This is a genomic window from Candidatus Kapaibacterium sp. (genome assembly GCA_023957315.1).
Taxonomy (GTDB): Bacteria; Bacteroidota; Ignavibacteria; order Kapaibacteriales; family UBA2268; genus PGYU01.
In genome coordinates this window covers 148,580-163,511 of record JAMLHE010000002.1, presented here as the reverse complement: position 1 = coordinate 163,511, position 14,932 = coordinate 148,580, and the positions used below count along the sequence as shown (strand labels likewise).

Genomic DNA, 14,932 nt, shown 5'->3' with positions numbered 1-14,932 from the left:
TTACGCCGCACTCGTGTTTAGCTTGACTGATACCACTTTCGAGATACCGTCTTCTTGCATTGTAATGCCATAGAGTGTTTCGGCGGCTTCCATTGTTTTTTTGTTATGAGTGACAATTAAAAATTGAGTTTCTGTGCTGAAATCTTTGATTAGATTGACGAATTTATCCACGTTCAAATCATCAAGCGGTGCATCCACCTCGTCGAGTATGCAGAATGGGCTTGGTTTGACAAGATAAATTGCAAATAAAAGTGCAATTGCGGTGAGAGTTTTCTCGCCACCCGAAAGCATTTTTATTGATTGCGGACGCTTGTTTGGCGGCTTTGCAGTGATTGTAATGTCGGATTCGAGCAAATCTTCGCTTTCGAGACCAATATCTGCATCGCCTTCTTCGCCAAATAATTTTTTGAAAAGCATTTGGAAATTCGCTCTGACTTTGTCGAATGTTTCGCGGAAATTATGCTCAGCAGTCGAATTTATTTCCTCAATCGTTTCTCTGAGGATTTTTTCCGATTCGAGCAAATCATTCAGCTGATTTTCGTAAAAATCAAGTCGCTCGCTCTGAGTTTCAAATTCTTCCAAAGCCATAAAGTTGACATTACCCAATTCCGAAAGTTTTGCCCTTAGGTCTAATGCTTCGGCTCGAGCAGTCGCAGGCTCAAAATCTTCGGGAATTTCCACGCTTATTTCCGTAATTTCTATTTGATATTGTTCCATCGCTTTTTCGAGCAAATTCTGGATATTCGAACCGATTTCGGTCATTTCAATATCAATTTTGTGGATTTTGTCCTTCAATTTATCAAACTCTTTGCGGCGAAGTTCAAATTCCGAAAAATATTGGTCGTATTGCTCGGCTATTACTCTGCGGTCGTGCGCTAAAGTGTGAAGTTTTTCATTCGAGCTTTCCAATTCGTTTTGTGAAATTGCCAGTATCTCGCTAATTTCCAACGAGGAATCCGATAGTTTAACGCGTAATTCGTTCAATTCAGCGAGTTCTTTGTTTCTTTCCGAGATTTTGTTTTCCGCCGATGTGCGATTTGAATTATTCCTATTCTTGTCTGCATGGGCTGATTTTAGTTCTGCCTCGCTCTGAATAATCTTATATTCAAATTCTTTCAGCACTTTGTCGGATTCATCAAGTTTAGCCGAAATTTTGCTCATTTCATCGCGAGTTTGTCTTAAAGATTTGAGCAAAGTTTCCAAACTGATGTTGAATTCTTCCAATTCAATTTGAGATTTGTTGCTTTCTTCTGTGATTTCAGAAATTTCGCCCAAATAGCGAGAAGAATTTTCCTGAGTCATCTTAATATTCCGATTCAGTGATTCCTTTTGCATTATCAGTCTTTGCGTCTGATTCTCGTTATCTTTCAATTTCCTGTTCGCCGCTTCCAAATTTTGTTCCGCCGAATGCAAGTCAATTGCTTTTGATTCGCTCGCGAGCTTTTCCGTGTGAGATTTGAAAGATTCTAATTCTTTGTTTAGCGAAGTGATTTCAGTTTCGAGTGATTTCAAACGTTCTTTTTTACCAACCCAAAGTCCCTCTTTTTGCGAAAATGAGCCGCCACGAATCACACCGGCTGATTCATACACAGTTCCATCAAGCGTTACGGCTCTATCAACCTGAGAGTTAGCTGTCAGTTCAATTGCGGCTTGTTCAGTCCGGACGACGACTGTATTGCCCAATAAATGGCGCAAAAGATTGCGAATCGTGTCGTCAACGCGGACTAATTCGCTCAATAATCCAACCACATCATCAGACTCAATTTTTGAATCTACTTTTGGGGCATTTGGAATCAAATCTCTACAAACGAAGCCTGTTTTGCCTTTGTTATTCTTTTGTAAGAGTGCTATTGCGGCTTCGGCGTTGGCTTTCTCGTCAACTATGAAAAAGTGAGCGGCTTCACCCAATGCGGCTGAAACTGCGGTTCGGATTTCTTCGTCGCACCCCACGAGCTCGCCAAGCAAAACTTTTTCGCCTTCGTATTTCCAATCTTTGCCTGAGCTCAGGAATTTGGTAACTTCTCTGCCGTCAACAAGCGAATTCAGGAATTCGATTGATGATTTGCGGCTGCTGATTAGGTTCAGTCTATCGTTGATTTGTTGCTTTAGCGAATTGATTTCATTTTCGATTTCGCTCTTTTTGATTTTTTGAGATTCTAAGTGAGCCTTTGCTTCTGTAATTGCAATTTCCAAATCCGGTCTGATTTTTTGTATGCTATCGAGCTCGGAAGATAAATCATTCAACTGTGTTTCGTATTTGAAAAGCTCTTGCTCGGTGCTTTGCAACTTGATTTGGAGCGATTTGCTTTTTTCATTATTTCGCTGAATCAATATTGTTAGGGATTCCGACTTGGTTTTTTGCGAATTATATTCATTTTGCTTGGCGTTAACTTCGCCGGAAATAGTGCGATGGTCATTGCGAATATTTTGTTTGTTTTGCTCGGCACTATTTTTTTCTAATTGCAATTGCTTAATTTTCTCTTCAATCGCTTGAATATTTGCTTTGATTTGCTCCGATTCCGCTGTCAAATTGGCAATCGCTTGTTTATTTTCTTCGATTTCCTTGTTCAATCTTGATTCGGTTTCGGCATAACTGTTCAATTTTTCGTTGTTAACTGCAGATGTGCGATTTGCTTCCGCAATTTTTTGCGATAGTTCATTAACCGTATTGTTGGTTTTGCTGTACTTATTGTCAATGTGGTTGAGTTGCTCTTTTAGCTCTTTCAAAGTCAATTCCGAATCGGCAATTGCTTGCTCGGTTTTGATTCTTTCCGCTTCAAGATTTGTGTGCTCAGCGAGAAGAGTTTCCTTTTTCGAGGAGAAATTTGCCATATCGTCTTTGAGCAAGCACATATCGAGTTCTTTCAATCGCGTCAAATATTGGTTGTAGCGTTTAGTTTTTGATGCTTGGCGCGAAAGCGAATTAACGTTTTTCCTGACTTCTTGAATTATATCGTTCAATCTTTCTGTATCAGTCTGAACGTTTTCCAATTTTTTGTAAGTTTCCTTGCGACGCTGCTTATACTTCTTGATTCCGGCGGCTTCTTCAAACATCGAGCGGCGGTCGTCAACGTTGCCGCTAAGTATCGCATCAATCATTTTCAACTCGATTACAGAATATGAATCGGGTCCGATTCCTGTATCCATGAACAAATCGCTAATATCTTTTAGTCTGCAAGCAGTTTTGTTGATGAAGTATTCGCTGTCGCCACTACGGAAGAGCCTTCTTGTAATCGAAACTTCGGAATAGTCCGTAGGCAAAATTGATTTATTATTGTCAAAAGTGATAGTTACCTCCGCCATACTAAGTGGCTTGCGGTCTCTTGTGCCGTTGAAAATCACATTTTCCATTATATCGGACCGCAAAGTGGAAGCCTTCTTTTCGCCAAGCACCCAACGAATAGCATCTACTACATTGGTTTTGCCGCAGCCATTAGGACCAACTATTGCCGAAAGACCGCCATTGAACTTCAGCTTAATTTTCTGGGCAAAAGATTTGAAACCAACTATTTCTATATCACTTAAATACATTATTTTCCTTAGATTTTTATTTGTCTTCCGGGTATCTTAATAAAAATGGCAAAGATACCGATAACCGTAGTATAGAGCGCCCCGGCAATTCCGTATTTGAAGAAGAAATTCCAAAAGCTCAAGTCACTCAATTTTATATAAAAAAAGTAATAAATAAGATTGTGCACAAGCGCTGCAAAAAACAAGATGCCCAAAAATTTCATACTCTTAACAGTATGTTCTTCTTTGCCTTCGCGATAGAAAAAGCCCGTCAAGAATGCCATAATTGTTAACGACAAGGCATTTGTGCCAATTACATCCATTGTGACGGCATCATATATCAAACCACCCAAAAATCCTGCAAATAATCCGACGAATTGTCCGCGTTTGAGCGTTATCCATACAACTAATATTATCATCAAATTTGGGGTAATTCCCCCGATTGCAATCAGATTGGACAACACTACATGAAAAAAGGCAATCAATACTGCCGCTAAAGCGTAAAGTACGTATTTGATTCCCAAATCTTTTTTTCTTGACCTGTCGTAACCGTATTGCATATTATCTTTATTTCCTCAGCCTCAACTGTTCTTCGATTTTTTCTATCAATTCCATTCGTTCCGGGTCGGGCAAAAATTTGACTACAAAAACTTGTTCGAGCGAATTAATATTTGCAAACGGCTGAATATAAATTTTCTTGAATAGCGAGCTTGGGTCTTCGACTACTTCGATAATCTCGCCAAATGGGATGTCTGTTGGATATTTATTACTGAAATCCGATGTGACTACATAATCACCTTTCACAACGTCGAATGATTCGGGAATATTATTCAGCATGAAGTTTTCGCCACCGTCCCATACAGCAATCCCGGCAATGCCCGTTCGCAAGATACGAGAGGAAATTTTAACATTTCGATTTATAATCAATTCGACGATTGAATATTTTGCCGATACACCGACTACCATTCCAACTAAACCTGCATCAGTTCTGACAGGCATACCGACTGCGATGCTATCAGTACGTCCACGATTTATTGTCATGAAATTTCGCATTTCGACGACAGATTTGCCGACTACCTGAGCCGGAATCATAGGATGAGATGCCATTTGGCGGAATTCAATCATCTTACGTAAGCGATTGTTCTCGATACTTGCTTCACGCATCCTGATTACTTCTGTCGAAAGTTGGAGATTGAGTTCGCGTAAGGCACGGTTTTCATTGCGAAGTGCTTGCGGGTTTGGTATCCATGAGAACAATTGTTGCAAATTGCCTACCGTTCCAATTAAAATCGCGCGGAAACCACCGATTTGGGATACGTTTCCAATCGAAATAAGCGACAAACATATGATTACGAGAGCTGTAAATGTTATCAACTCTTTAAATCGTGCAACAAAGTCAATTAAGCTCTGCATATCAAGCAGGAGAAAAGTTAATGAAATTTATTAGCAACATTATTATTAGTATCTGGAACTTTTGAGAAGAACGGAAGAGTAATCACTCAGATTTTCAAGCACTTTACCTGTGCCTCTCACAACAGCCGTCAAAGGCTCATCGGCAACATGCACGGGAAGGCTTGTTTCTTTGCGTAATCTTTCATCTAAGCCTTTCAAAAGAGCACCACCACCTGTCAAAACTATTCCGCGCTCGAAAATATCGGCGGATAATTCCGGAGGAGTGCGTTCCAATAATTTCATAACTGCATCAATCATTTCGTTGACAGCTTCGCTGAGTGCTTCTCTGATTTCTACAGATGTTACGTTAATCATTTTAGGAATTCCGGAGACTAAATCGCGACCTTTGACCTCGATTTCGATTTCCTCTTCGAGCGGATAAGCTGAGCCAACGGAACATTTTATAGTTTCGGAGGTTCTGTCGCCAATTAATATATTGTGTTGCCTACGGAAGTATTGTGTAATGGCATTTGTCATTTCATCTCCCGCTACTCGGATAGATTCATCGGCTACGATACCTGATAGAGCTATAACAGCTATTTCGGTAGTTCCTCCGCCAATGTCAACAATCATATTGCCGACCGGGTCATGAACGTTAAGCCCAACTCCAATTGCGGACGCCATCGGCTCTGCAATTAGATGCACTTCTTTGGCTCCGGCATGTTCGCAACTATCGCGGACAGCACGTTTTTCAACTTCTGTAATTCCCGATGGAACGCAGACCACAACCCTTCTTGCGGGTTGCCAACTCATAGTAACTTTGCGAATGAAAGCTCGCAACATACCTTCTGTAATCTCAAAATCCGCTATTGCGCCATCTCGCAAGGGTCTGATAATCTGGATTTCCTTGTGAGTTCTGCCTAACATTTCATTTGCTTCGTGTCCGATTGCGATTATATTCTTTGTTGTTCTGTCGAACGCTACTATTGTAGGTTCGTTCAGCACGATACCTTTATTTTTCATCCAAATAAGAGTATTGGCAGTCCCGAGGTCTATCGCTACATCATTTGAGAACATTTTGAACAATGCCATAATTTAGTCTGCTTTACTTATATAAATTAACTGATTCTAATTGCAAAAATAGAAAAAATCCGCTTAAGTTTCCATAATAAAATTCACCCAATTTTACCATATTTTCTATTTTCTGTTAATAGTCGGCAATTTGGGGGATATATGAGTAGAAATAAAATTTTTATATCGTTTACTGTGACGCTGTACTTGATTATTGGGGGGTTTTAGTTAAGAAATCGGCGTCCGAATTATTTTATACGAAAATGACGAAAATCTATTGTAGTATAAGAAAAATATATTATATTGCATAAGTAAGATTAACTTAGTCGTATTAATTATGTCAAATATGCCGATATCTATTAAAAAAGTGTCGCCCGGACTTCTCAAAGCCGAGTGGTCTGACGGCTTTTCGGCTACTATCAAAATTGAGAAATTGCGTTCCGAATGCCCGTGTGCTGATTGCCGCGAAAAGGAAAACGAGACCGGAAAATTTGTCATGCCGACAATCAAAATGGGCAAAAATGATTTGAAATCACTTCAGCCCGTTGGAAATTACGCTGTAAACCCCACTTGGGGCGATGGTCACGACACAGGAATCTATCCCTGGGAATTTATCAGAATCATCTTCGAAAATTACAAAATGAGCGAAGGTGAAATATTAGAATTTGAAGAAAAAAATAAAAATAAACCCGATATACCGGGATTGAACGTGAGGAGTAATTAGAAATGAGAACGGTTAAAGTGCCACGTGGTACAGAACTGACTTGTAAGAATTGGCAAATTGAAGCTGCATACAGGATGATTCATCATAATCTCGACCCTGAAAATGCTGAGAAACCCGAAGAATTGATTGTATATGGCGGATTGGGCAAGGCTGCTCGTAATTGGGAATGTTTCGACGCAATTGTCGGCACATTGAAAGATATGGACATTGATGACACTTTGCTCGTCCAATCGGGCAAGCCCGTTGGAGTGGTCAAAACGCATTTATTGGCGCCGAGAGTTATAATCGCAAATTCAAACCTTGTCCCGAAATGGGCTACTTGGGATGAATTTCGTAGATTGGACAAGCTCGGATTAATTATGTACGGGCAAATGACAGCCGGAAGTTGGATTTATATCGGCACACAAGGCATAGTGCAAGGCACTTACGAAACATTTGCCGAATGTGCTCGCCAACATTTCGGAGGCGATTTATTCGGGAGATTCTTGCTTACGGCAGGTATGGGCGGTATGGGCGGAGCTCAACCATTGGCAGCAACTTTTGCCGGAGCAGCGTCTATCACTGTCGAAATTGACGAAAAAAGAATTGACAAAAGAATACATGACGGGTATTGTGACATGAAGTGTGACAATCTTGACACAGCTCTCGAAATTGTGCGACAAAATGTCACAGAACGAAAAGCAATATCAATCGGTTTGATAGGAAATGCAGCTGAAATACTGCCGGAACTTGTCCGTAGAGGCATTTATCCCGATGTAGTTACAGACCAAACTGCGGCTCATGACCCTTTGAACGGATACTATCCTACCGGTATGACGATTTCGGAAGCTGACGAATTAAGACGTAGCAATCCCGACAAATACCTTGAAGAGGCGTATAAGTCAATCGGTACACACGTTTCGGCAATGCTCGAATTTCAGAAAAATGGCTCAGTCGTATTTGATTACGGTAATAATATTCGCGGAGTTGCCAAAGAATATGGCAATGTCAGCAATGCATTTGATTTTAACGGATTTGTGCCTGATTATATTCGTCCGCTTTTCTGCGACGGCAAGGGACCATTCAGATGGGTGGCGCTTTCCGGCGACCCTGAAGATATTGCCAAAACTGACAGAGCCGTTTTGGAGCTATTTCCGGAAGATGAATCATTGCACCGTTGGATTCATAATGCACAAAGCAGAATCGGCTTTCAAGCCCTGCCTGCTCGGATTTGTTGGCTTGGATACGGCGATAGAATGAAAGCCGGCTTGAAATTTAATGAAATGGTCGCAAGCGGGGAGTTGAGTGCTCCTATTGTTATCGGACGCGACCACCTTGATTGCGGCTCGGTAGCATCACCATATCGCGAGACTGAAAAAATGCTCGACGGTTCGGATGCAATTGCAGATTGGGTCTATTTCAATTTTGCCTTGAATGCCGTTGGCGGTGCAACGTGGGTATCCTTGCATCATGGCGGTGGAGTTGGAATGGGATTATCACTACACGCCGGAATGGTAGTTGTAGCAGATGGTTCTAAGGATTCGGAATCGAGATTGACGAGGGTTTTGACCTTCGACCCGATGATGGGAATTTTACGCCATGCCGATGCGGGCTATGAACGTGCTCGTAGCAACGCTTCAGAGTTTGGCATAAGAATCCCTATGTTATAGACATGGGAGAATTGTCCCAAATAGATGACAATATGTCACTAATGAAGAAAATTTAGAAAATATTTGTATTTTTGTGAAACTTTTTGCATTTTTATGTGTCTATTAGTTTAAGTTTGATTACAAATTATTTTTGATTACAAATTATAAAGGGATTGTATAGAGCGTTTGGTACATTGTAAGTAAGTGTCACAAGCATCTTAAAGGAGATGAAAGATATGGATTTAGCTCTTCAAATAGAGAACTTGTTCAAAACGGACCGGAAGAAATTCCTTGGTTTTATCCGTCAACGAGTACGTAGTCAGGAAGAAGCAGAAGATATTTTGCAAGATGTATTCACCAATGTTTTGGCTGCATCGGCAAATGTTCAACGCCCGATAGAAAATATCGCATCGTGGGTGTTCACCGCAGTGCGTAATAGAATCATTGACTCGTATCGTAAGAAAAGAGCAGAGACATTCTCTGATATGCAGACCCCGGGTCAAGCCGAAGACGGCGTTGACGCATTCGAAAATTTCTTGGGCGATTTCTCAAGTAGCCCGGAAAGCGATTTGATTCGTAAGACAATTTGGGAATCTGTCCAAGCAGGACTTGCCGAATTACCTGCCGAACAACGCGAAGTTTTTGTTAAAAACGAATTCGAAGGCATCTCGTTCCGTGAAATGTCCGAAGAAACAGGTGTGAATATCAACACTTTGTTAGCCAGAAAGCGTTACGCTGTTCTGCATCTTCGCAAAAAACTGAAAGACCTTTATCGTTCGATTAATAATAATTAAAATCGTTTCGATAAGTAAAATTAAAAGCTACACTACAACAAAAAGCCCGAAGGTCAAGACTTTCGGGCTTTTTTATTATAATTAATATAAATTAACCATCAAAAATGTAACAAACCAAACTTTCACTTGTTATTTACAGTAAGAAGAAGATGAAGTTAATAAAAGAGTTTTTATTTTTTGGTTATTGTGTTTTTATTTTATATTTAGAGGTGTGCTATGAAATATTTTATCCTACTTTCGACGCTGGTATCGCTACTGTTTTCACATAATTCGCTTGAAGCACAAATTTATAGCGATGAAGAGCTTAAAATGATGACCGGCTCATCAAATATAGGTACTGAATTTTATATGACATTCCATCCTGCATGGGGGAATGCAAGCAAAATTGGCGAAATCAAGATATTCGTGTCTTCTATTTTTATAACAAATGTAACTCTTAGTATTCCTGCTCTTAACAAAATCGAAACTAAAAAAACTAAACATAGTGATGTAATTGAGTTTACTCTTACGCCAGAAGAAGCTCAGATGTATTTAATGACGAGCGAAAATGCAACAATTAAGCCTGAAAAAGCACAAGTATATAGTGGTAGAGCAATCATTATCACTGCTGACGACCCTGTGATTTGCTATGGTGTAATTCGTTCTAATGGTAAATCTGAAGGCTATATGGCTATGCCGACTCATGTTTTAGGACAAAAATATCAAATCGCTACTCAGCCTGACCCTTCAAACAATACTTCACAGTTCATGCCAAGTTACACAAGTATTGTAGGAGTTTATGATAATACTAAAATCACGTTCAGGTTAGGAGGCAATTCAACAACGGAAGTTGATGGTATGGGTGGTCTTTTAAAACCAGGCGATGTAGCCAGAGCCACTCTAAATAAAGGCGACGTTTGGCTGATAGCAGGAAGCGGAGCTAATAACGACTTAACCGGTTCGACAGTATCAGCTACTAAACCTGTTGCTGTGATTTCGGGCAATTTCTGCATGGGCGATAAAGATGATTTGTCAAATTGTGATTATACAATTGAGCAACAAACACCGGAGAACACTTGGGGCAAAAATTATATTGTTACTCCTATTGCCAATAGAAAGAAATTCCCAATTACGAGAATATTCACATCAGTGCCGGAAAACTCAATCAAAATGGACGGAATTGAGATTGCTCAGATTAAATCACCAGGCGGGCAAATAGGGAGCGGCTACATTGAAGTTCGTACCGGCGATACCGGGATTCCTACACCTGTCAGGATTTCTTCGTATTATCCCATTAATGTGGTGCAGTATAATCCAAGCAGCAGCGATGATGACGTTGCGAGCTCGCCCTTCCAAATGCAAGTTATACCAACAGAGCAATTCAGCAAAAATGTAATTTTTAGTACTATAAGCACTGAAGAAGATTTCGAATATGAAACTAATTATTACAATTTGGTCTATCTTGCCACAATTGATGGTGAAATCCCTGATGATATGGTAATTAAACATAGTGGAAATTTCTGGAATGCTGTCAAGGGTTTGGCTGAACCGGGAATTCCTGTATATGGGCAAGAGAAAGACGGACGCCAATATTATTCGACAATTTTGCCTATCACTGAAACAAGACTTCACCAAATTGAAGCAAAAGACCCCTTTGGAGTGTATAGTTATGGGAATGACAAATCTACTTCCTTTGGGACTACCTCAACGAGCAAGATGTTAGACTTAGTTTCTGCTGATACTGTTGCTCCGCTTGTTACTTATGATGTTTCTTATAGCGGTGAAGTAGTCGGCACCTTAGTTGATATTGCTCAAACTGGTGTCGAGCCTTCAGGTTTGGCATCCTTGACTATGTTTAAGATGTTAAGCGACAATTTTCAACTAATTCCACCATATATTACTGCCGGCAAGACAATAAATTCCACTTTTGGACTGAAAGCAATTGATTATTGGAAAGCTGCTGAAGCTGTCTTAGTCGCAACTGACAGACGTGGCAACAACACAATTGTCAAAATTAAATATAAACCAACAGTTGTTTTGAGCATCAATACAGATGATTTTAATTTGGGGATGATAAAATCAGGTAAATTTCGAGATTTCAACTTAACTCTCGCAAATGACGATTTCACAACTTCAGTGCCGCTTAAAGCTTTAAAACTCAAATCGAATGACCCTCAATTTGAAATAATTCAAAATATCGAAAGCGGTTCTGTACTTAGTTCTTTAGAAGAGCAAGAATTCACCGTCCGTTTCCACGCTCATGATTTATATTCTGATGATATCGAAAATTTGGAACAAGTATTCAAAACGTCATTCATAATAGTGCTGATGGAGCATAGTCGCGAATTAGAAATGAAAAAGGAAATAGAAATCGAAGTGGCAAATCCGCGAATAATTGCAGATGATGTTGATTTCTCGACACATATGATAGACGAAACAATTGAGCATCAATATCTAAAAATCAGCAATCCCGGCAAAATGCCTTTGCTAATTACCAAGTTCGATTTCCCGGCTGAATCTCCTTTTGTGCTTGATTTGCCCGCAGCAACTGAAGCCAACCCATTTGAAATTGAGCCATTTGGCGAATATTTAGTAAAAACTGAATTTATCCCAATTGAACCGGGTGAATTTAGCGACACTTTGACAATTACAAGCGATGCTTATATCATCAAAAATGTGGCTGTAATTTCAGCTTCTGCAATTCCTTCATCAGTTCTTGATAACAATCTTTATGGTGGGAAATTTGCCGTAAATTATGATGGTAACTCGATTACATTCCTTGCCGAACATGATGCAATTGTATCCGGCTTAAAAATTTACGATTTAATAGGGAGAAATATCTTCAATTCAGACATTACAAATAAAATAAATGAATATCGTGTGGCAGTTCCCGCTATTAAAACGGGCGTTTATCTGCTTCATATTAATATAGATGGCATTTGGATGAGCAAGAAATTAATAATTTCGTAATACTCTGTGTGTATTTTATTTAGGCAAGAGTAAAGCAAAAAAATAAAGAATTAATATATAACACATATTTTCGAGGTATGCTATGAAATATTTTATCCTACTTTCGACGCTGGTATCGCTACTGTTTTCACATAATTTGCTTGAAGCACAAATGACAGGCGATGAATTACTTAATAGGATGAAGAACTCATCATATTTAGGAACTGAATTTTATTTGGCTTTCCACCCGGGACCCGAAGGTGGCGATGGAGAAGGTGAAATAAAAATCTTTGTAACTTCATTCTTTAATACTTTAGTCAGCGTGAAAATTGAGGCGATTGATTATTACGAAGAAAAGTCAACAATTCCCAACCAAACAATTGAATTCACGCTAACTCCCGAACAGGCTCTAATGTATTCGAAGGACGCTTCTACTCCGCCCAAGCCTATGCAAGTATGGGAAGGGATGGCTATAATTGTTAAAGCTGCCGACCCTGTGATGTGCTATGGTGTGGCTCGATTTGGAGACAAGTCAGGTGGCTACATGGCTTTACCGGCTCATGTTGTTGGACAAACATATCAAATCGCTACTCTCCCTGACCCTTCAAATAGTGCAAATCAATTCATGCCCAGTTACACAAGTGTAGTAGGAATTTACAATAATACGAAGATTACTTTCAGATTGGGTGGAAATGCCGATACAAAAGTTCGCCTGCTAAATGGAGAAAATTTACTACCAAACGAAGTTGCCAGAACAACTCTAAACGAAGGCGACGTTTGGCTATTTGCAGGAAGCGGTTTTAGTAACGACCTAACAGGTTCAACAATAAACTCCACTAAGCCTGTGGCTGTGATTTCGGGCAATTACTGCATGGGCGATATGGACGATTTGTCAAATTGTGATTATACTATTGAGCAACAAACACCTGTGAGCACTTGGGGCAAAAATTATATTGTTACTCCTATTGCCAATAGAAAGAATCCCCCCATTACGAGAATATTCACATCTATGCCGAACAACGCAGTCTTTATGGACGGGCAGCTGATTACTCGGATTATATCACCGGGTGGACTAATAGGGAAAGGATATATTGAAGTTCGTACCGGCGATATTGGAATTAACAGGCCTGTGATTATTTCGTCAGATTACCCGATTAATGTGGTGCAGTACAATCCAAGTAAAAGCGATGATAGCATTGCGAGTGCACCATTTCAGATGCAAGTTATCGCAAACGAGCAATTCAGCAATGATTGTAAATTCGTAACTGTTGGAGCGGATGGATTGGAATTTAAGAAAAACTATTACAATTTAGTTTATCTTGCTGCAATTGATGGTGGTATTCCACAGGATTTGCAAGTTGGCATCTTTAGTCAAAGTCCATTAGACTGGATTCCTCTCGAAGCATTTTCCGGTAATCCCGGAACTCCTACCAATTGTTATGAGAATGACGGACGCCAATATTATTCAAAAATTTTACCTATCACGGAAGCAGGAATTCACCAAATTAAAGCCAATGACCCCTTCGGGCTTTATCAATACGGCAATGATGCAAATTCTTCTTTTGGGACTATGGCATCTGTCCGATTACGTGATTTGACGAAGGGCGATACTTTGCCACCTGTATTCCAACCTGCGGATGGACATTGTTGTAAAGGAGATTACAACGGCACAGTGCTTGATGTAGCTCAAGTAGGAGTTGAACCTTCCAACTTGGCTTCCCTATCTTTAGTTGAAGCTCTCAGCTACAATTATCAATGTAATATAGAACCTTTTATTTCGGGAATATCCCCTAAGACGACATTTGAATTAAGGACTCTTGATTATTGGAAGCCTGCTAAAGCTGTTATTATAGCATCCGATAAAAGTGGAAATTGGAGCTTAAAGGAAATTAATTATACTCCAATAGTCAATTTGAGTTTAAACGCCGACAATTATGATTTGGGAATGATTAAATCCGGGCATTTCCGAGATTTTGAAATTATACTTTCTAACGAGCGCGAAGAGAATACTCTTCCTCTCGAAAAAATTGTATTGAGCAACGAAGATTCCCAATTCGAAATAATAGAAAATATTCCCGAGAATTTAGTCCTCGGTCCTATGGAAGAGCATCCTTTCAAAGTCCGTTTCCATGCCAATGAATTATATTCAGATGATATCGAAAAACTGGAACAAGTATTCAAAAATCATTTTTATGTCGATGTCAAAATTGATGAATTCATCCAATCAATGAGCTTGAATAAAATATTCGAAATCGAAGTCGCAAATCCGCGAATAATTGCCGATGATGTTGATTTCTCTACACATATGATAGACGAAACGATTGAGCACCAATATCTAAAAATCAGCAATCCCGGCAAAATGCCTTTGCTAATTACCAAGTTCGATTTCCCGGCTGAATCTCCTTTTGTGCTGGATTTGCCCGAAGCATCGGTTGAGAATCCCTTTGAAATAGGGGCATTTGGCGAATACTTAGTAAAAACGGAATTTATACCGACTGAACCCGGCGAATTTAGTGACACTTTGACAATCACAAGCGATGCGTACATTATTAAAAATGTGGCTGTAATTTCAGCTTCTGCAATTCCTTCATCAGTTCTTGATAACAATCTTTATGGTGGGAAATTCGCCGTAAATTATGATGGTAACTCGATTACATTCCGTTCCGAAAATGATGCAATCGTTTCGGGCTTAAAGATATACGATTTGAACGGCAGAAATATCTTCAATTCAGACATTACAAATAAAATAAATGAATATCGTGTAGCAGTCCCGAGTTTTAAAACGGGCATTTACCTGCTACACATTAATATAGATGGCATTTGGATGAGCAAGAAATTAATAATTTCGTAAGCAAATAGCAATGTTTTAATCGGAATTGTTAATG

9 protein-coding genes are annotated in these 14,932 nt (G+C 39.6%); 5 read left to right on the top strand and 4 right to left on the bottom strand.

The annotated features are described in order from the left end of the window. The 4 genes from smc to M9949_02465 are packed head-to-tail and all read right to left on the bottom strand — an operon-like array spanning nt 1 to nt 5,997. Nucleotides 1-3,531: a chromosome segregation protein SMC gene (smc, locus tag M9949_02480; GenBank protein ID MCO5250272.1), complete on the bottom strand. Its 3,531-nt coding sequence runs from the start codon at nt 3,529-3,531 to the stop codon at nt 1-3. 8 nt (nt 3,532-3,539) lie between these two features. Beyond that, a complete protein-coding gene (mreD, locus tag M9949_02475; GenBank protein ID MCO5250271.1) occupies nt 3,540-4,070 on the bottom strand; it encodes a rod shape-determining protein MreD in 531 nt (176 codons plus the stop codon). A 7-nt stretch (nt 4,071-4,077) separates the two neighbouring features. Beyond that, a complete protein-coding gene (gene mreC, locus M9949_02470; protein ID MCO5250270.1) occupies nt 4,078-4,923 on the bottom strand; it encodes a rod shape-determining protein MreC in 846 nt (281 codons plus the stop codon). Nucleotides 4,924-4,968: 45 nt separating this feature from the next. Further along, a complete protein-coding gene (locus M9949_02465) occupies nt 4,969-5,997 on the bottom strand; it encodes a rod shape-determining protein (protein MCO5250269.1) in 1,029 nt (342 codons plus the stop codon). Nucleotides 5,998-6,319: 322 nt separating this feature from the next. Here M9949_02465 and M9949_02460 point away from each other — a divergent pair, with 322 nt between their 5' ends. The 5 genes from M9949_02460 (at nt 6,320) to M9949_02440 (ending at nt 14,898) form a co-directional block, all read left to right on the top strand. Beyond that, nucleotides 6,320-6,697, top strand: a complete 378-nt coding sequence (locus M9949_02460; GenBank protein MCO5250268.1) for a DUF971 domain-containing protein — start codon at nt 6,320-6,322, stop codon at nt 6,695-6,697. A 2-nt stretch (nt 6,698-6,699) separates the two neighbouring features. Next, nucleotides 6,700-8,346 carry a urocanate hydratase gene (gene hutU, locus M9949_02455; GenBank protein ID MCO5250267.1) on the top strand — a complete coding sequence of 549 codons (1,647 nt, stop codon included), beginning with the start codon at nt 6,700-6,702 and terminating at the stop codon, nt 8,344-8,346. A 215-nt stretch (nt 8,347-8,561) separates the two neighbouring features. Then, nucleotides 8,562-9,119, top strand: a complete 558-nt coding sequence (locus M9949_02450; protein ID MCO5250266.1) for an RNA polymerase sigma factor — start codon at nt 8,562-8,564, stop codon at nt 9,117-9,119. 216 nt (nt 9,120-9,335) lie between these two features. Continuing rightward, complete coding sequence (locus M9949_02445; protein MCO5250265.1) at nt 9,336-12,068, top strand: T9SS type A sorting domain-containing protein; 2,733 nt, start codon at nt 9,336-9,338, stop codon at nt 12,066-12,068. A gap of 82 nt (nt 12,069-12,150) precedes the next feature. Then, nucleotides 12,151-14,898, top strand: a complete 2,748-nt coding sequence (locus M9949_02440) for a T9SS type A sorting domain-containing protein (GenBank protein MCO5250264.1) — start codon at nt 12,151-12,153, stop codon at nt 14,896-14,898. Nucleotides 14,899-14,932: the final 34 nt, after the last annotated feature.